We start from the raw sequence: 19353 nt of genomic DNA on the forward strand, positions 1-19353 counted from the left end.
GTTCGCAATGAAATCTATCCATCAAAACTTTGTGTTGTTTTGTGGCTTGGATATTTTGAGTTGTAGCCTATGTTTATGCAAAGCGTAGGATGGAGGTGCGGCCCGTGGTAGGGAATTCAATCAAAACGGTGGTAAAAGCTAAATCACAGAACGTTCAAAACAGCCGAGTTTGGATTGGGTTATGCCTGGGATGGGCAACGCTCTTTTTGGCCAGCAGCCTCTGGGCAGGGAGCCATAGCACAAAAACCCATGGCTATTCCTTTTTTGGCGAATTGAACTATCCAGCAGATTTTGAGCATCTCGCCTATGTCAACCCAGATGCGCCCAAAGGTGGTGAAATTTCGATTTGGGGCTTCGGCACCTTTGATTCAATGAATCCTTATTCGCGTAAAGGGCGCGCTGCGGCCTTGGCGTCTGCGCCATTTGAAAGCTTGCTTGAGGGCACGGCAGATGAGGTTGGGGCGAGTTATGGGTTGCTGGCTGAAAGCCTTGAATATCCCGAAGATGTCAGCTGGGTGCGTTTTCATATTCGCCCCGAAGCGCGGTTTTCCGATGGCAGCGCGGTAACCGCGCAGGATGTGAAATTCACCTATGATTTGTTTCTGGAGCAGGGGCTGGTGAGCTTTCGCGCCGTGCTGGGTGAATTTGTTCAAACCGTCGAAGTGCTCGACAGCAAGACGGTGCAATACACGTTCTTGCCCGACTCGCCGCTGCGCGATCGGATCCCCACCGTGGGGGGGTTGCCGGTCATGTCGCAGGCGTGGTTTGAGCGCACGGGTGCGAGGCTGGATGAAAGCCGCATGGAGCCCGCGATCGGCTCTGGGCCGTATCTGCTCGATCGCTATGAGATAAACCGCAACGTGATTTACACGCGCAACCCCGATTATTGGGGCAAAGATCTTCCAATCAATCTCGGCCGCAGCAATTTTGACCAAATCCGCGTTGAGTATTTTGCAGATGGCAATGCAGCTTTTGAGGCTTTCAAAGCGGGCGCTTACACGGTGCGTATCGAAAACTCCTCGAAAACATGGGCGACCGGTTATGATTTTTCTGCTCTAGATGACGGTTATATGATCAAAAAAACCTTGCCTGACGGGGGTATGGCCACGGGTCAAAGTTTTGCGATGAACCTGCGCAAAGATAAATTTTCCGACCCACAAGTGCGCGAAGCACTGAGCCTATTGTTCAATTTCGAATGGTCGAATGAATCGCTGTTTTATGGGCAATATGCGCGGATTAATTCCTTTTGGGAAAATTCTGATATGGCTGCCTCGGGGCCTCCCGGTGCCGATGAATTGGCCTTGCTAACCCCGCTTGCCGACCAACTACCGGAAGGTATTTTAACGGATGAAGCGGTAATGGCGCCCAAGTCGGGACCGCGGGCAACAGATCGTAAAAACCTGCGCAAAGCCTCAGCTTTGCTGGAGGCTGCAGGTTGGATCGTTGGCGAAGATGGCTTGCGGCGCAACGCGGCAGGCGAGACGTTACAGATCGAATTTATCGAACGCAGCCCGGCCTTTGATCGCGTGGTTTTGCCTTTTGTTGAAAACCTGCGCGCCGCCGGCGTAGACGCAATTTATAACCGCATTGATCCGGCACAATATACCGATCGTACGCGCAATTTTGACTTTGATATTATCACGGATCAATTCTCAATGAGTTTAGAGCCCGGGGCAGGCTTAAAGCAGTATTTTGGGTCTGAAACGGCGGATGTCTCCGTGTTTAACTCGGCTGGGATCTCATCGACTGGCATTGATGCGTTGATCGATCATGTCACCGCCGCCAGCAGCAAAGCTGAATTGCGCACAGCGGTCAAAGCGCTTGACCGCGCGCTTCGGGCCTACCGGTTCTGGATCCCTCAATGGTATAACGCCACGCATCGGGTTGCCTATTGGGATATGTATGAGCATCCCGACATCATCGCGCCATATTCGTTGGGGTACTTGGATTATTGGTGGTATAATGAAGAGAAAGCCGCCGCGTTAAAATCGGCCGGTGTATTGAGGTAACGTAATCCATGGGCGCTTATATCGCGCGGCGACTGTTATTGGTGCTTCCGACTTTGTTTGGCATCCTGGTGATCAATTTTGCGCTGACGCAATTTGTGCCCGGTGGGCCGATTGAACAGGTTTTGGCCAATATGGAAGGCCAAGGGGATGTGTTTGAAAGCTTTTCAGGCACCAGCAGCGAAGTGGCAGAAGCCAGTGAAACCAGCGATTACGTTGGCGCACGCGGGCTGCCCCCAGAATTTATCGCCGAGCTTGAAAAGGAATTCGGCTTTGATAAGCCGCCCCTAGAGCGGTTTTTAACCATGTTGTGGAATTACCTGCGGTTTGATTTTGGCGAAAGTTATTTTCGGTCGATCAGCGTGGTGGATTTGGTCTTGGAAAAAATGCCTGTTTCGATTTCGCTGGGGCTGTGGTCAACGCTACTGGCCTATCTGATCTCGATTCCATTGGGGATCAGGAAGGCGGTTCTGGATGGCTCGCGTTTTGATACTTGGACCAGCTGGGTGATTATTATCGCCTATGCAATCCCTGGGTTTTTATTCGCAATCTTGCTGCTTGTGCTCTTTGCTGGGGGCTCTTTTTTACAAATATTTCCGCTGCGGGGGCTCACGTCGGATTATTTTGAGCAGCTTTCGCTGGGCGAAAAAATCGTGGATTATTTCTGGCACATCACTTTGCCAATTATTGCGTCAACCATTTCGGCCTTTGCCACGCTGACTTTGCTCACCAAAAACAGTTTTATGGATGAAATCCAAAAGCAATATGTGATTACAGCTAAGGCCAAAGGGTTAAGCGATCGCCGGGTGCTGTGGGGGCATGTGTTTCGAAACGCGATGCTGATCGTGATTGCGGGCTTTCCGGCGGTGTTCATTGGGGTATTTTTCGGCGGGTCTTTGATCATTGAAACCATATTCTCGCTCGATGGGCTTGGACGCATGGGGTTTGAAGCGGCGGTTGCGCGGGATTACCCGGTCATTTTTGGCACATTATTTGTGTTTGGCTTGATGGGGTTGGTCGTGGGTATTTTATCCGATCTGATGTATGTTTTTGTAGACCCGCGGATTGATTTCGAAAGGCGCGAAGGATGAGCCGTTTATCGCCGCTCAACCAACGTCGCTGGCGCAATTTCAAAAGCAACCGGCGCGCTTATTGGTCGCTTTGGATCTTTAGCGTGATCTTTGGGCTGTCGCTATTTGCAGAAGTGATCGCCAATGACAAACCGATTTTGGTGCAATATCGCGGGGAATATTTCACCCCGATTACAAATTTTTATCCCGAAACCGCCTTTGGTGGCGATTTCAAAACCGAAGCGGTCTATAGTGATCCTGTGGTGCAATGCTTAATCCGCAGCGGCGGGCTGGAGATTTGCTTTGACACGCCAGAAGAGGTGATCGCGCAAATTGCAAGCGGTGCGCTTGATCCCGAAACCCCAGGTTTTGAAAAGGGTTGGGCCTTATGGCCGCTGATCCCTTATTCTTATGATACGTCTGTCGAGCGGCCGGGTGCGGCGCCTTTGCCCCCGAATGCGCAAAATTGGCTGGGCACGGATGACACCAAGCGCGATGTGCTGGCACGGGTGATCTATGGGTTTCGCTTGTCGATCGTGTTCACGATTATCGTCACCACCGTGTCCAGCCTGCTTGGTATTTTAGCGGGGGCTGTGCAGGGGTTTTTTGGCGGTTTGACCGATCTTTTGTTTCAGCGCTTTATCGAAATTTGGAGCGGCGTACCCTCGTTATTCATCATCATCATCATGTTTGCCATATTAGGGCGAAGCTTTACCTTGCTTGTGGTGTTGACCGTATTGTTTGGTTGGATGGGGTTGGTGGGCGTGGTGCGCGCTGAATTTTTGCGGGCGCGCAATTTGGAATATGTGCGCGCGGCGCGGGCGCTGGGTGTCAGCAATTGGACGATCATGTTTCGCCATATGTTGCCAAATGCGATGGTGGCCACTTTAACTCTGCTGCCCTTTATCGTGACCGGGACCATCGGTGCCTTGGCCAGTTTAGATTTTTTAGGCTTTGGCCTGCCCTCTTCCAGCCCGTCTTTGGGCGAATTGACGTTGCAAGCCAAGCAAAACCTGCAAGCGCCTTGGCTTGGGTTCACCGCCTTTTTCACCTTTGCCATTATGCTCGCCCTTCTGGTGTTTATTTTCGAAGGGGTGCGCGATGCGTTTGACCCCAGAAAGACGTTTCAATGAGCGCCGTGCTGCAAATCCAAGATCTCAACGTGGCGTTTTCGCAGGATGGGCGGCAGGTTGACGCGGTGCGCGGGGTCAGTTTCGAGGTGGCCCGCGGTGAAGTGGTGGCTTTGGTTGGCGAAAGCGGATCTGGCAAATCTGTGACCGCGATGAGCAGCGTGGCGTTGCTGGGGGCGAATGCCAAGGTCACGGGTTCTATCCGCTACAATGGCCAGCAAATGGTTGGGGCAAGCCGGGATTTGCTGCAGCAAGTGCGCGGCAATGAAATCAGCTTTATTTTTCAAGAGCCGATGACCTCTTTAAATCCATTGCACACGATTGAAAAGCAATTGCGCGAGTCAATCGAGCTGCATCAGGATCCGCGTCAAAGCCTGACAGGCGCAGAGATAGAGGCGCGGATTATCGCTTTGCTTGAGCGCGTTGGCCTGCCCGATCCCGCGTCCCGCTTGGGTGCCTATCCGCATCAATTATCGGGCGGGCAACGCCAGCGCGTGATGATTGCGATGGCCTTGGCGAATGGACCTGAGCTTTTAATCGCGGATGAACCGACCACCGCGCTGGACGTTACTATTCAAGCGCAGATTCTCGATTTATTGATGCTGTTAAAGCAACAGGATGGGATGGGGATGCTGTTCATCACCCATGATCTTGGAATTGTGCGTCAGATCGCGGATCGCGTATGCGTGATGCAGGATGGGAAAATCGTAGAAACCGGCCCTACCAAAGATATATTCAACGCCCCCCAGCATTCCTATACGCAAAAATTGCTAAATGCGCATTCGGTCGGGGCGCCGCAACCGTTTGATCCATCTGCATCTGTGATTGTGGAAGCCAAGAATGTAAAGATTTGGTTTCCCATCCAGCGTGGCTTGTTGAAGCGCACCGTTGGACATGTGAAGGCGGTGAATGATGTCAGCTTAACGCTGCGGGCGGGTGAAACCATTGGCATCGTGGGGGAAAGTGGCTCGGGGAAATCAACTTTGGCGATGGCCATCATGCGGTTGATTTCTTTCCAGGGAAAGATCGTGTTTGACGGGCGCGATATTGGCGCGCTGAAAACCCGCGATTTGCGCGCGCTGCGCAAGGATATGCAGATCGTGTTTCAAGATCCATACGGGTCCCTGTCGCCGCGAATGACCTGCGCGCAGATCATTGCAGAAGGGTTGGGGGTGCATGGCACGCCACGCGGCAGCTCGCAAGAGGATCTGGTGGACGAGATTTTGCAGGAGGTTGGGCTAGACCCTGAGATGCAGCATCGCTACCCGCATGAGTTTTCGGGGGGCCAGCGGCAGCGCATTGCGATTGCCCGCGCGATGGTGATGCGGCCAAAGCTGGTTGTTTTGGATGAACCCACATCGGCGCTGGATATGACGGTGCAAGTGCAAATTGTTGATCTGTTGCGTAATCTGCAAAAAGCCCATGGGCTGGCATATTTATTCATCAGCCACGATTTGCGCGTTGTACGCGCTATGTCTCATTCTGTGATCGTGATGAAAGAGGGCGACGTGGTCGAACATGGCCCGGTTTCTGACGTGTTTGAGGCACCCAAAACTCAGTATACCCGCGGTTTGATGGCAGCGGCCTTTGGATCTTCTGCCCAAATGCCCTTGGATACCGGGTCGCTTTAGCTCGGGCCAATCATCAAACAATTGATGTTGCGCGCCTGCAGCTTGCGGCAGGCCAGATCGGCGCCTTCGCGCGTTAGACCCACAAAATTTGCATCATAACCGGATTTTTGGATCATTATCTTGCGCTGTGTGCCCTGCAATGTGGCCATTTCCGAGAGCGCGGTTCGTAGCAGCATCTTTTCAGCGGCGAACCGGCTTGCGAACCGGCCAATATTGATTGCCCAATCCGACTGGCCGCTCTGGGCTGAAATGCGCGTGACAATTTCGCGGATTTCGGCCGCGCCCTGTGTGCTCTGACTGGTATCGCCTGGGCGCGGTTTGGGCTCTAAGACTGCTAGCTTAACATCTGGGTTTTCATCACTCTGATTTTGCGCTTCTTCTAAGGCTTTTTGCACGTATTTTTGCAGGTTTTGATTGGCAAGGTTGTCGCCTGTGTTGCCCAGTATGGGCCGCGCTTTGGGGCGCAGGCTGGTTTTTGGAGCCATGTGCTGGCGCGTGATAAGGCCCGCTTGCGCATAGGTTGGTTTGGTGGGCTTTGAAACCCGCGCTTTACTTGGCGCTTCGCGAAAGCCCAAATCCATCAGCTTTGCCACTTGCGCGTTGCGCGTCTTGGTGGATTTTCCACCAAAAACGGTTACGATGACCCGTTCTTGATTTTGCTGTGCTGAGGCCACAAGATTAAAACCGGCAGCGCGCGTATAGCCGGTTTTAATACCGTCGGCGCCTTTATAATTTCGCAAGAATTTACGGTTAGTATTGCGCACATTTTTATTTGCTGCTTTATGCGTGATCCGTGAAAATAAATGATAATAGTCGGGATAGTCGTAAAATAAGTGTCGCCCCAAAATGGTCATATCCCTGGCGGTTGACAAATGCCCTTTCTCGGTCAGGCCATGGGCGTTTTTGAAGGTTGTGCGGGTCATGCCCAAGGCTTTTGCGGTTCGGTTCATTCGCCGCGCAAAGGCCGCTTCCGAGCCCTCGATCGCTTCACCAAGCGCGGTTGCGGCATCATTGGCAGATTTAATCGCCGCGGCGCGTATCAAATGGCGCAACGCCACGCGCTGGCCTTCGCGAAGCCCCAGTTTTGAGGGCGGCTCGGAGGCAGCTGCGCGCGAAATGCGCACCTTCTTGTCAAGCGAGATCTCGCCAGCCTCAACGGCCTCAAAAACCACATAAAGCGTCATCATCTTGGTGAGGGAGGCAGGGTGTAAGCGCGTATCGGCATTTTCTGAATGTAGGGTTTTGCCCGTGCGGGCATCGATCACCATGGCGGCGTAAGGGGCGGCGCTGGCGCTGAGCGGTACGATGATCATCATCCAAATCGCTGCTGCAATACATAGCCCGATACGAGCCGGCTTTTTATGCCGTCTTACCATTCTGATCGTCCTTATCTGCCTCATGCCGCCAATTTTTTGGCTGACTTTTTATATTTTTTTATGTGTAACACATCAGACTCTACGAATAAAGCTTTCAATTCTATGGTTAAAATAGAAATTTAAGAGAATGGCTGCGCAGGGTCTGGAGCCGCGCGGCTATCCTTTTGCGCTACCCTGTTGTGCTAAAATCAGGAAGCTTCAAAAACGCAGTGCAGGCCGTTAGGGTCGTTGGCGCCGTCTTGGTTTTAAAGATTTGGATTTTGCGCGTAGGATCTGGTTGGGTAGGTTTCAAAATAATGTGCGTGACGTTCGAGAAACGGTTCATTTGTAATTATCCGTACGATAAAATTGAAGCAGAGCGCATATACGGGAGGGCTCGGTTTGTTTTTTTATAGAAGCCTCACCCCTTTTCTCTTAAGCAGGACACGTTATATTAACCACACGCAGTGCAGCTTTAGTCCGAGGATGATATGATAGGGTTTGATCTTGATGTGATCGCTTCATCTGAGAATGACACAGATCAGAATGTTTTGGTTGATACGCGCAGCAAGACCAAACGGCCTCCGCTTTATAAAGTTTTGCTGTTAAATGATGATTATACGCCGATGGAATTCGTGGTGTTGGTGCTTGAGCGCTTCTTTGGCATGAATCACGCGCAAGCATTCGATATAATGTTGACAGTTCACAAAAAAGGCTTGGCGGTTGTGGGGGTGTTCAGCCATGAGGTGGCCGAAACCAAAGTTGCCCAAGTGATGGATTCGGCGCGCCAAAACCAACACCCCTTGCAATGCACAATGGAAAAAGAGTAGGCGGCGCCTAAACATTCCAATACAGGGCGCTTTTTTCTATGTTCCACTCCCGTTTAGATCATGCGCTGGGGCAGGGTGGCCTGTGCTTACCCGCGCGCGCCCGTTGCTTAGCTTTGCACCCGGAACAGGCGCTGGATTTGGCCCCTTTGAAGCAGTTGGATCTTCAATTCCTGCACCGATTTAAACCGCACATCACTGCCCTTGAAGCCGCAGGCTATACATGGCGCGAGCGGCCTGAAGCGCCAGTTGATCTGGCCGTGGTATATGTGCCGCGTTCAAAGCGTTTGGCGCGGCATTTGGTGTTTGCGGCCAGCCGCGCCGCTCCAGATGGCGTGGTTCTGGTTGACGGGTCCAAGAGCCAAGGCATCGAAAGCCTGATCAAAGCGCTGAAAGGGCATGAAACCCTTTTGGGTTCAGTTTCTAAAGCCCATGGTAAACTGGTATGGTTTCGCCCAGAAACCGGTCTGCCCCAATGGCAGGCGGATGCGTTTGAGCCCATCGAAGGGGGGTTTGTCACCCGCCCGGGCGTATTTTCTGCCGATGCGATTGATCGGGCCTCGCGGTTTTTGGCCGAGACGTTGCCTAATGATATTTCAGGACATGTGGCAGATTTTGGGGCAGGCTGGGGGTATTTAAGCCGGCATTTATTGCAATCGCCGGCGCTCAAAACGCTGTATTGCGTTGAGGCAGATCGTGCCGCTTTGGACTGCCTGAACAAAAACTGCCCCGATCCGCGGATGCAGGCAGAATGGCAGGATGTGGCGCAGTGGCGGGCACCACGAAAACTGGATGCTGTGATCATGAACCCGCCTTTTCATATTGGCCGCGCTGCTGAGCCAAGACTGGGCCAAGATTTTATTCGCGCTGCTGCGGCCAATTTAACCCCTCGGGGGCGTTTGTTCTTGGTGGCGAACCGGTCATTGCCTTACGAAATCACTTTATCGACCTGTTTTAAGCAGTGGCAGACGCTGGCGCAGGCAAATGGGTTTAAAGTCCTTACCGCAGAACGGCCCCTCGCTCGTCAGGGATAAATCCGGTACTATGCGTAGAGAATCGGAGGCGCTCATGTCTTTTTCAATTGATGGAAAAACCGCCATTGTGACGGGGGCTGCACATGGAATCGGCCTCGCTATTGCGCGGCATTTTTCGGCGCTTGGGGCAAATGTGATGTGCGCTGATATGGACGAGGCGGGGTTGTCCAAAGAGGTTGCCGCCGTGCCAGATGGGGCTCAGGTTGAATATTTCGCGGGGGATCTGCGCGAAAAATTGACCATCGCAAATTTGCTCTCGGCTACTTTAGACAGTTTTGACCAAGTGGATATTTTGGTCAATGCATCGCGCCAGGTGATGCCATCTGATGTTCTGAGCCAAGATGATAGATCCGTTGAAACAATGCTGGAACAAAATGTTATGACCAGCCTGCGCCTATCACAATTGGTGGCCAAGCGCATGATTAAGCAAAGCGTGGGTCAAGAGTTGGGTCAGGCGGGATCAATTGTGAACTTATCTTCCGTCGCGGCGCGCCGTGCACATCCTGATTTGCTGGCTTACTCCATGTCGACCGCGGCGCTGGATCAGATGACGCGCTCGATGGCGGTTGGCTTGGCGCCGCATCGGATCCGCGTGAATGCGGTTGCCTTTGGCTCGGTGATGTCCTCAAGCTTGCAAATGGCTCTAAAAGAACAACCATCCTTCCGCAAAGATATTGAAAACCACACACCGATGGGGCGGATTGCGCCCGCCTCAGATGTGGCCGAAACCGTACAATATTTAGCCTCCGAAAGTTCTGGCTTTGTGACGGGCCAAATTCTTACCGTGGATGGTGGAAGAACCTTGATTGATCCCGTTGAGGTGCCCGCGCATTAACCTCCGCAGCTGATCAAAATGCCTTGTGTTTTGCTTGACGGTGCCTGCCTCACAGGCAATGGTGTGCACCAAATCATCAAGAGCAGCGGATAAGAAATCATGGGCGATATTACAGAGATTGAAAAACAACAGGCGAGCGCTTGGTTTCGCAGCTTGCGTGATCAAATCGTCTCGGCCTTTGAAACGCTTGAATCTGCGTATGCGGCGGGGCCTTTTGCGGAGGCACCGATTGGCCAATTTGATGTGACAGAAACCAAACGCAGCTCGGAAGATGGCTCGGATGCAGGCGGGGGGTTGATGAGCGTGATGCGCAATGGCCGCGTTTTTGAAAAAGTGGGGGTCAATGTATCAACCGTATATGGGCAGCTGGGGGCGGAAGCGCAAAAAGCCATGGCGGCGCGCATGGGCATTCCTGGCATGCAAGAGGATCCGCGGTTTTGGGCGGCAGGGATTTCGCTGGTGGCGCATTTGCAAAACCCGCATTGCCCGGCGGTGCATATGAACACACGGATGTTCTGGACCCCGCATGCCTGGTGGTTTGGCGGTGGATCTGATTTGAACCCTTGTATCGAATATGCCGAAGACACTGCGCATTTTCATGCCACACAAAAAGCGCATCTGGATCCTCACGACCCCGCGCTTTATGCGAAATTGAAGCTTTGGGCGGATGAGTATTTTTATATCCCGCATCGCAAACGGGCGCGCGGCGTGGGAGGTATCTTTATGGATGATCGCAATAGCGGGGATTGGGCTGCAGATTTCGCTTTGACCCAAGATATCGGTCGGGCCTTTTTGCCCGCCTATATTCCGCTGGTTGAAAGACATCTTCAGCAAGCCTTCGATGCGCAGGACAAAGAGACTCAACTGCGCCATCGCGGGCTTTATGCAGAATATAATTTGGTGTATGATCGCGGAACAAAATTTGGCCTGACAACCGGCCATGATGCGGATGCGGTTTTGATGAGTCTGCCGCCGGTGGCCAAATGGTATTAGGCCTTATGGAGCTACACGATAGATGCGCCTGGCAAGGGCTTGATTGCTTTTCTTTCTGTGCGAGGCAGTGACGATGGATCAACTGGTTTCTGATTTGGGGCAGATCGTTGGGCCAAGCCATGTTTTGACCGGCACAGATATGGCGCGCTATAGCAGCGATTGGCTTCATCAATATAAATGGCAACCCCGGGCGATCATTCGCCCAGCAACCGCAGAGCAGGTGTCAGAGGTGGTGAAACTGGCCAATCGGATGAAGATTCCACTTGTCCCGATGGGGGGGAATACGGGCCTTGCCGGGGGCACCTGCGGCGAGGCGGCGCTTGTTCTATCGCTAGAGCGGATGGCCGCTATTCGTGAAATTCGGCCCAAATCCAAAGTGGCAATCGTTGAGGCGGGTGTGATTTTATCGAACCTTCACGCCGCAGCAGATGCCGAAGACCTTTTATTTCCGCTGACTTTCGGGGCGCGCGGGTCAGCAACGCTTGGAGGGGTTCTTAGCACCAACGCGGGTGGATCAAACGTTTTGCGCTATGGCAACACGCGCGATCTGTGCCTTGGCCTAGAGGTTGTGCTGCCCAATGGTGAAATTATGAACCTGATGTCAGAGCTGCATAAAGACAATTCTGGCTATAATTTGAAACATTTGATGATCGGTGCTGAGGGCACGCTTGGGATTATCACCGCTGCGGTGATGAAATTGCAGGCAAAGCCCAAAGTATATGCAACCGCAATGATCGCTACTACATCGCTTGGATCCGCGCTGACGCTGCTAAATGATCTGCAGCACGCGACGGGCGGCGCGGTTGAGGCGTTTGAATATATGCCACGGTTTTATATGGAGCAGCACCAAAAGCTGTTTCCAAATGCCCGCCAGCCTTTTGCACAGGTTCATGATACCAATATTTTGATTGAGCTTGCCAGCACCAGCGCGGATTTGGCAGCGCAGGATGCGGCGGGCCAGTCCAAATTGATGCAACAATTTGAGGCGCTGCTGGCAGCGCATCTTGAAGCGGGTGCGATTCTTGATGCGGTGGTGGCGCAGAATCAAGCCCAGCGCGTTGCATTTTGGGAGCGCCGCGAGCAGGCGGCAGAAGTAACGGCCAGCCATCCAAGATTGGTTAATAATGATATCGCGCTTCCGCTCGAGTCTGTTGCGGCGTTTTTAGACCTGATGAAAACACGTCTGGCAGCGATAGATCCGCAGGCTGAAGCTTTGGTGGTCTCGCATTTGGGCGATGGTAATGTGCATTATGCGGTTTGGCCCGCAAGCCACGACAAAGCCGTGCACGATGATATCATCGAAGCGGTTGAAGATGTCACGCTCAGCATGGGGGGCAGCTTTTCGGCCGAACATGGCATTGGCTTAACAAAATTACCGTCGATGCGGCGCCGTAAAAATAAAGCGGCTTTGCAGGCAATGCGGGCGATTAAACACAGCCTTGATCCTAATAATATCATGAACCCAGGCAAAGTGGTGCCCGCGGCGAATTAAATCCGATTATGCGTGGCGCCAGTCAAAAAAACCGGGGCCGGCCCGCTCTAGCAACCTATTGGCCATTTCTGTCCCAAGCAAAGCACCATCTTCGATGGGCGCACTCATCGCCTCATCCAAGGTTTCTGACCCGTCTGGGCGCAAGACTTCGCCGCGTAGATGCACCTGTCCATCCTTTAGCTCGGCCAGACCCGCGATCGGGGTTTCGCAAGATCCATCCAAACCTGCCAGAAATGCCCGCTCGGCGGCCAAACGTTGCCCTGTTGGCCCGTGATGAATTGCTTCTAACATCGCAGCGGCCCGCATATCATCCGCGCGCCGTTCTATACCAATCGCCCCCTGTGCAACCGCCGGCAGCATGTCAGAGACGTCAAGCGCTGATTTTGCCAGATGTGATAGGTTCAAGCGGTTTAAACCTGCCATTGCCAAAAACGTACAGCTTGCCACGCCGGCTTCAAGTTTTTTCAAACGGGTTTGCACATTGCCGCGAAATTCCACCACTTCAAGATCAGGCCGCCGATGGGTGAGTTGGGCTTTGCGGCGCAATGATGAACTGCCGACCAAAGCGCCCGCGGGCAGGCTGGCCAGATCGTCATGATGCAGCGATACAAAGGCATCGCGCACGTCTTCCCGCGGCAAATAGGTTTCCAAAACCAAACCAGCGGGCTGCAAAACCGGCATGTCCTTCATTGAATGCACTGCAATGTCAATTTTTCCTGACAGCATGTCGTCTTCGATTTCACGCGTGAACAAGCCCTTGCCACCGATTTCTTTGAGTGGTCGGTCGAGCACTTTATCACCCGTGGTTTTGATCACAACGATCTCAAACGCCTCTTCTGCAATGTCAAACGCCTGAGAGAGGCGTGTTCTGGTTTCGTAGGCTTGGGCAAGCGCCAGAGGGGATCCTCTCGTGCCTATGCGCAGCGGTGAAGCGGGGGTGGGGTATTGCTGAGTCATAATTATCGTTTTAATAGTGTAAACTACACATGACAAGAACCGATGCTTGACATTAATGTTGGAAGTGGTGAGCTAGGCACGAAAGAAGGATAATTTATGGCTGAGAATAAAAAAATACTGCGTGCATTGGCTGGTGAAGTGTTGGAAACACCACCGATTTGGATGATGCGGCAAGCGGGCCGGTATCTTCCTGAGTATAGAGCTACGCGGGCTGAGGCGGGCGATTTCCTCTCACTTTGTTATAACAGTGAGCTAGCCGCAGAGGTGACGTTGCAACCTATTCGCCGTTATGGGTTTGATGCGGCGATTCTCTTTGCCGATATTTTACTGCTGCCACAAGCTTTGGGGGCTGATCTGTGGTTTGTCACCGGAGAAGGACCACGCTTGTCCACCTTAACCAAAAGCGCTGAATTTGATGCGCTGAAGCCGGTTTCGGCAATTCATAAAACCTTGGATCCGGTTTATGAGACGGTGAGAATTCTGTCAAAAGAGCTTCCTGCTGAAACAACGCTGATTGGATTTGCTGGGGCGCCTTGGACCGTTGCGACCTATATGATTGCGGGGCGGGGCACCCCAGATCAGGCGCCTGCACATGCGCTGAAGCGCCAAGACCGAGAATTGTTTGAACGCTTAATTGACCTGCTCACCAATGCGACGATCGAGTATTTAAGTGCCCAGATCGACGCAGGGGCCGAAGTTGTGAAGCTTTTTGACAGTTGGGCGGGATCCTTGCGCGGAGATGATTTTAAACATTATGCTTTGGCGCCGGCGCGCCGCATAACGCAAGCTCTAAAGCAACGTCACCCGCAGGTGCCGGTGATCGCCTTTCCCCGCGAGGCTGGTGATAATTATATCGGTTTTGCAAAGGCAACCGGCGCGGATTGCGTGGCGATTGACAATTCGGTTACACCGGAATGGGCTGCCAGCCATGTGCAAGTTGATGGCTGTGTGCAGGGCAATTTGAAATCCTCGCATATGGTGACGGGGGGGCAAGAGCTTATTGATGACACGAGGCGAATCGTAAAAGCGCTGGGCAAGGGGCCTCATATTTTCAATTTAGGGCATGGGATCACACCGGACGCAGATCCAGAAAATGTGAAGTTGATGATCGAGACCGTGCGCGAAGGGGCGTCTGGTTAAGCCTGTTCCGTCAGGGGCAAAATGGTTGAGGTTAGGGCGGTTATTTTGCACAGCCGTGTTTGTAATTTCTGCGTTCTGGATTAGATCTGACTCCAAAGCCGGCATCGGGCCGTAGCTTGATGACATGAAAAGAGATGAATGTCGGATATTTTGCAAATCAGCGGCCTGTCGAAATTTTACGCGAACGGGTTTCACGCGCTCAAAAATATAAATTTGAACGTTCACGAGGCAGAGATTTTGGCGCTTCTTGGGCCGAATGGGGCGGGTAAAACCACTTTAATCTCAACAATTTGTGGCATCTCGCGGTTCAGCGCGGGTTCGGTAAAAATGGCCGGTTATGATATCGTGCAGCAATATCGCGCTGCGCGCAGTTTGATCGGTTTGGTGCCGCAAGAACTGGCCTTGGAGCCTTTTGAAACGGTGGAAAATACGCTGCGCTTTTCGCGTGGTTTGTTCGGTAAAGCACCAGATGAGGGGTATCTGTCTTCATTGCTAGAGGCGTTGTCATTATCTGATAAAAAAACGGCCCAAATCCGAACCTTATCGGGGGGGATGAAACGCCGGTTGAGCATTGCCAAGGCCTTGAGCCACCAACCGCGCCTGTTGTTTTTAGATGAACCGACAGCCGGTGTGGATGTTGAATTGCGCAAAGATATGTGGGCGCTGGTTGAGCGGCTGCGCGCCAGCGGCGTAACGATCATTCTTACCACGCACTATATCGAAGAGGCCGAAGCCATCGCAGATAGGATAGGGATTATCGATCAAGGTGCGTTGCAACTGGTCGAGGCAAAAGACTCGTTGATGCAGCGGCTGGGTAAAAAACAGTTGCAGATCGATTTGTTGCGCCCATTACCAATACTGCCGCCGCCGCTTTTGGCTTTGGGTGTGACCTTGGCTGCGGATGGTCTGTCGTTGATTTACCAATATGATTTGACGGGGGCTGGACCGGAGATCGAAAAGCTGTTTTCGGAAATTTTGGCCTTGGGGCTCAAAGTCAAAGATCTTAAAACAGGCGAATCATCTTTGGAAGAAATCTTCCTACAGCTGGTCAGCGAGGCGGCATGAATTTTCACTCGGTAAAAGCCATTTATAAATTTGAAATGCAGCGGTTTTTTCGTACAATTCTGCAGAGCTTTGTCTCGCCGGTTTTATCCGCTTCGCTCTACTTTATCGTGTTTGGCGCCGCCATGGGCAGCCGGATTTCGCAGGTTGAGGGTATTGCCTATGGCAGCTTTATTGTGCCGGGTTTGATCATGTTAACGGTGATTACACAGGCCATTTCAAATGGTGCTTTTGGAATATATTTTCCAAAATTCATTGGCAGTATCTATGAGGTGCTGTCAGCGCCGATCAGCGCTGCGGAAATCGTGGTGGGATATGTTGGCGCTGCGGCCACCAAGGCGATCTTTACCGGTCTGGTTATTCTGTTGACCTCATTATTATTTGTTGACCTGACGATCATACATCCTTTGGCCATGCTGTTTTTCCTTGTGATGACCAGCATCGCCTTCGCTTTATTGGGCTTTATTGTCGGCATCTGGGCGGGTAATTTTGAACAATTGCAAATGGTACCGATGCTGATCATCACCCCTTTGGTGTTTTTGGGCGGAACGTTTTATTCGATTTCCATGCTGCCCCCGTTTTGGCAGACGATCTCCTTGTTTAATCCCGTGGTCTATTTGGTATCTGCGTTTAGGTGGTGCTTTTTTGGAACCGCGGACGTGCCCATCATGGTCAGCTTGCTAGCAGTTTTTGGCTTCATTTTATTGTGTTTTGCCGCGATTATGTGGATTTTTAGAACGGGTTGGCGGGTGCGCAGCTAAAAAGCCATCTTTGCAGGGATTTTGCAACCTTCCTGCGCGGCGCGTCTTGTGCCCGTGCGGCAAGGGCCCTACATAGAGGGTATGAAGTTTAAACTACCTTTTGTGAAAGCCAAAAAATCCGTTGCTGTGGTGCATCTCTCTGGGGTGATTTCGGGTGGATCACGCGGCCAGTTGAATGATAAGGCGCTGGCGCCTGTTTTGGAAAAAGCGTTCAGCAAAGGCAAACCGGATGCGGTGGCGCTGGTGATCAACTCGCCCGGCGGTTCGCCGGTACAATCGTCTTTAATCGGTGCGCGGATCCGCCGGTTGGCGGCTGAAAACAGCCTTCCAGTGTTTGCTTTTGTGGAAGATGTAGCAGCCTCAGGTGGCTATTGGTTGGCCGTCACCGCCGATGAAATCTACGTAGATGACAGTTCAATTTTGGGCTCAATCGGCGTTATTTCGGCTGGCTTTGGAGCGCATGATCTCTTGCAGCGCTATGGGATTGAACGGCGCGTTTATACCGCAGGCGCTTCAAAATCGACATTGGATCCTTTTAAGCCGGAAAAACCCGAAGATGTTGATCGGTTGAAAAAACTACTTGAGCAGATACACGGCGTTTTTATCGCGCATGTCACCAAGCAGCGTGGCGCTAAATTGAGCGATGATAAAGATTTGTTTACGGGTGAAATTTGGGTGGGTGAAGAAGCTGTATCCGTCGGCCTAGCGGATGGGCTTGGCCATCTGGTGCCGGTGATGAAACAGCGTTTTGGCGAAAACGTGAAATTTCGAACATACGGGCAGAAAAAAGGCGTCTTGCAAAGGTTTTCATCCTCGCTTGTCCAATCTGCGGATCTGTATTTTGAAGAAAGGGCGGCGTTTGGCCGCTTTGGTTTGTGATATGATCGTAAAAATCGTTTTCCTATTTTTGATTGGGATTGCCGTTTTGGCGATGTTTGGACGGATCAAACTGCCCGGACAGAGCAAATTAGAAGCGATGAGATGCAATGCGTGTGGCCGCTTTCGATTGGGCGCATCCGGCTGCTCTTGCGGATCCAAATAGACAGGCCTGATGACCTGGCTGCTCTCTGCATTGGCGCTGATCATCTTGGTGATGTCTGGAGATTTTCTGGTTAAAGGCGCCGTTGCGCTCAGCGATCGGCTTGGGATTCCGGCATTTATCGTTGGATTGACCATTGTGGCTTTTGGAACATCAGCGCCCGAGCTTTTGATTTCTATTCAAGCGGTGCTGTCTGGGGTGCCAGGAATTGCCATCGGGAATGTGGTGGGATCAAATACAGCAAATATTCTGATGGTTTTGGGGTTGCCTGCATTGATGTTTGGGCTTGATGCGGCACAGACAGATTTAAGAAAAAACTACGCGCTCATGATCGGTGGCAGCCTCTTGTTTATTTATTTGGCGTCGCTTGGGGTGTTTTCCTATGGCAGCGGGATGATTTTGCTGACGGCGCTGGCAGTCGTGCTGGGGTTGGCTTTACGCGATGCGCTGCAGGAGCCAATGCGTGCAGAGGCGGCTGAAATCGGCCTTGAGGGCGGCGGCGCGCAAGATGTAGTGCTGCCGGCTTGGAAAATAACAGGGTTGATCGGCATCGGGTTGCTTGGGTTGCCCTATGGAGCAAATCTTTTGGTGAATAATGCCACTGAAATTGCCCGCAGCTATCAAATCAGCGAAACCACCATCGGGTTGACCTTGGTTGCCTTGGGAACGTCGCTGCCTGAATTGGCAACTACTTTGGCTAGCGCGATACGCAGGCAAGCGGATGTGGCGCTTGGCAATGTGATCGGATCCAACGTTTTTAACCTGTTGGCAATTATGGGCGTTACCGCTTTTGTGGGCCCGATTCCGGTTTCCCCGCAGCTTTTATCGGTTGATCTTTGGGTGATGCTGGCTGCCTCTTTGAGCCTTGCCCCCTTTGTGGTTTACCGATTGCGGATCAACCGCTTGGTGGGCGCGCTCTTGACTGCCGCATATCTGGTCTATGTTTGGTTGGTGGTTATGTAACGCAAAGGGATTTGAATGATGCGGGCTTTGGTAACGGGTGCAGGAAAACGGCTTGGGCGCGCAATGGCGCTCTATCTTGCAGATCGTGGCTATGACGTGGCTGTGCATTTTGCCAGCTCTGAAATAGCCGCAAAGAGCCTTGTGCATGAGATTATCGCCAAAGGCCGGCAATCCATCGCGTTACAGGCCGATTTGCTACAAGAAGATCAAGTTGAAACTCTGATTGATCGGGCGGTACACGGCCTTGGGGGCAATTTAACCTGCCTGATCAATAATGCCTCTATTTTTGAATATGACACGCTGGCAAGCGCCACGCGGCGCAGTTGGGATCGCCATATTGAAAGCAATTTACGGGCACCATTTGTATTAACGCAATGTTTTGCGCGACAGGCCCCCCGCGCCGTTCAGGATGACCAAGGAGAGCCTTTGGCGCAGGCTTTGGTGATCAATATGTTGGACCAACGCGTGCGCAAATTGACGCCCGAATTTTCCAGCTATTCCATCGCTAAAATGGGTCTTTGGGCTTTAACGCAAACGGCCGCGCAGGGTTTGGCCCCTGATATTCGGGTGAATGCGATTGGGCCCGGGCCGACTTTGCAGGGCGCGCGCCAATCGGCGGATCATTTTCAAGAACAGCGGAAACACACGGTTCTGGGGCGCGGCGCAAATGCGTCTGATATCACCGCCGCTTTGGGGTATTTTTTGGATGCTTCCGCGGTTACGGGGCAGTTGATTTGCGCAGATGGGGGCCAACATTTGGCTTGGAAAACGCCAGATGTGCTTGGGGTTGAGTAAGCCACGGGGCCAAAGTTGTACACGTGGGTTCATAAATGTGACAGCGTTTTAACAAAAATGGTTTATTTTCAGTCATTTGCATGTAATTTAATTAAAATATCAAATGATAACAATGCTTTAGAAAAATGCCTATTTTTTAGGCAAATAGGGGAAGTTACGAAAAAGCAAAGGAAAATTTCCAATAATCCAGAGTTAACCCCAATGTTATCCACAGGATCAGTGGACAGCTTTTTCCTTGAAACCGACGCCAGATCATTGCAGGA

At 52.1% G+C, this 19353-nt stretch carries 17 protein-coding genes; 15 read left to right on the forward strand and 2 right to left on the reverse strand.

Annotation, left to right across the window (positions count from 1 at the left end):
• Nucleotides 1–89: 89 nt before the first annotated feature.
• The 4 genes from GN241_02980 to GN241_02995 are packed head-to-tail and all read left to right on the forward strand — an operon-like array spanning nt 90 to nt 5837.
• Nucleotides 90–2009: an ABC transporter substrate-binding protein gene (locus GN241_02980; GenBank protein XAT56411.1), complete on the forward strand. Its 1920-nt coding sequence runs from the start codon at nt 90–92 to the stop codon at nt 2007–2009.
• 8 nt (nt 2010–2017) lie between these two features.
• Entirely contained in the window at nt 2018–3097 is a 1080-nt protein-coding gene (yejB, locus tag GN241_02985) for a microcin C ABC transporter permease YejB (GenBank protein XAT56412.1), read from the forward strand.
• Complete coding sequence (locus GN241_02990; protein XAT56413.1) at nt 3094–4209, forward strand: ABC transporter permease subunit; 1116 nt, start codon at nt 3094–3096, stop codon at nt 4207–4209. Before yejB ends, GN241_02990 begins: the two co-directional genes overlap by 4 nt.
• Nucleotides 4206–5837 carry a dipeptide ABC transporter ATP-binding protein gene (locus GN241_02995; GenBank protein ID XAT56414.1) on the forward strand — a complete coding sequence of 544 codons (1632 nt, stop codon included), beginning with the start codon at nt 4206–4208 and terminating at the stop codon, nt 5835–5837. Before GN241_02990 ends, GN241_02995 begins: the two co-directional genes overlap by 4 nt.
• Here the strand turns inward: GN241_02995 and GN241_03000 are convergent.
• A complete protein-coding gene (locus GN241_03000) occupies nt 5834–7213 on the reverse strand; it encodes a serine hydrolase (protein ID XAT56415.1) in 1380 nt (459 codons plus the stop codon). The genes GN241_02995 and GN241_03000 overlap by 4 nt on opposite strands.
• Nucleotides 7214–7683: 470 nt before the next feature.
• On the opposite strand from GN241_03000, the gene clpS reads away from it, so the two are divergent.
• The 5 genes from clpS (at nt 7684) to GN241_03025 (ending at nt 12373) form a co-directional block, all read left to right on the forward strand.
• Entirely contained in the window at nt 7684–8022 is a 339-nt protein-coding gene (gene clpS, locus GN241_03005; protein ID XAT56416.1) for an ATP-dependent Clp protease adapter ClpS, read from the forward strand.
• Between the two features lie 38 nt (nt 8023–8060).
• Nucleotides 8061–9053: a methyltransferase gene (locus GN241_03010; protein XAT56417.1), complete on the forward strand. Its 993-nt coding sequence runs from the start codon at nt 8061–8063 to the stop codon at nt 9051–9053.
• A gap of 34 nt (nt 9054–9087) precedes the next feature.
• Nucleotides 9088–9888 carry an SDR family oxidoreductase gene (locus GN241_03015; protein XAT56418.1) on the forward strand — a complete coding sequence of 267 codons (801 nt, stop codon included), beginning with the start codon at nt 9088–9090 and terminating at the stop codon, nt 9886–9888.
• Nucleotides 9889–9987: 99 nt separating this feature from the next.
• A complete protein-coding gene (gene hemF, locus GN241_03020; protein XAT56419.1) occupies nt 9988–10881 on the forward strand; it encodes an oxygen-dependent coproporphyrinogen oxidase in 894 nt (297 codons plus the stop codon).
• 73 nt (nt 10882–10954) lie between these two features.
• The gene (locus GN241_03025; protein ID XAT56420.1) at nt 10955–12373 is read left to right on the forward strand and encodes an FAD-binding protein; all 1419 of its coding nucleotides are present in this window, start codon (nt 10955–10957) and stop codon (nt 12371–12373) included.
• A 6-nt stretch (nt 12374–12379) separates the two neighbouring features.
• Here GN241_03025 and hemC read toward each other — a convergent pair whose 3' ends face one another.
• On the reverse strand, nt 12380–13330 hold the full coding sequence (gene hemC, locus GN241_03030) for a hydroxymethylbilane synthase (GenBank protein XAT56421.1): 951 nt from the start codon (nt 13328–13330) through the stop codon (nt 12380–12382).
• Nucleotides 13331–13426: 96 nt separating this feature from the next.
• On the opposite strand from hemC, the gene GN241_03035 reads away from it, so the two are divergent.
• The 6 genes from GN241_03035 (at nt 13427) to GN241_03060 (ending at nt 19090) form a co-directional block, all read left to right on the forward strand.
• Entirely contained in the window at nt 13427–14470 is a 1044-nt protein-coding gene (locus tag GN241_03035; protein XAT56422.1) for a uroporphyrinogen decarboxylase, read from the forward strand.
• Nucleotides 14471–14608: 138 nt separating this feature from the next.
• Nucleotides 14609–15535 (forward strand): ATP-binding cassette domain-containing protein, encoded by a 927-nt coding sequence (locus GN241_03040; GenBank protein ID XAT56423.1) that lies wholly within the window; start codon nt 14609–14611, stop codon nt 15533–15535.
• On the forward strand, nt 15532–16293 hold the full coding sequence (locus GN241_03045) for an ABC transporter permease (protein ID XAT56424.1): 762 nt from the start codon (nt 15532–15534) through the stop codon (nt 16291–16293). Before GN241_03040 ends, GN241_03045 begins: the two co-directional genes overlap by 4 nt.
• A gap of 81 nt (nt 16294–16374) precedes the next feature.
• Entirely contained in the window at nt 16375–17172 is a 798-nt protein-coding gene (locus GN241_03050; protein XAT56425.1) for a S49 family peptidase, read from the forward strand.
• Between the two features lie 169 nt (nt 17173–17341).
• Nucleotides 17342–18295 carry a calcium/sodium antiporter gene (locus GN241_03055; protein ID XAT56426.1) on the forward strand — a complete coding sequence of 318 codons (954 nt, stop codon included), beginning with the start codon at nt 17342–17344 and terminating at the stop codon, nt 18293–18295.
• 18 nt (nt 18296–18313) lie between these two features.
• A complete protein-coding gene (locus tag GN241_03060) occupies nt 18314–19090 on the forward strand; it encodes an SDR family oxidoreductase (GenBank protein XAT59158.1) in 777 nt (258 codons plus the stop codon).
• Nucleotides 19091–19353: the final 263 nt, after the last annotated feature.

Source organism: Rhodobacteraceae bacterium IMCC1335 (assembly GCA_039640495.1).
GTDB lineage: Bacteria > Pseudomonadota > Alphaproteobacteria > Rhodobacterales > Rhodobacteraceae > Thalassovivens.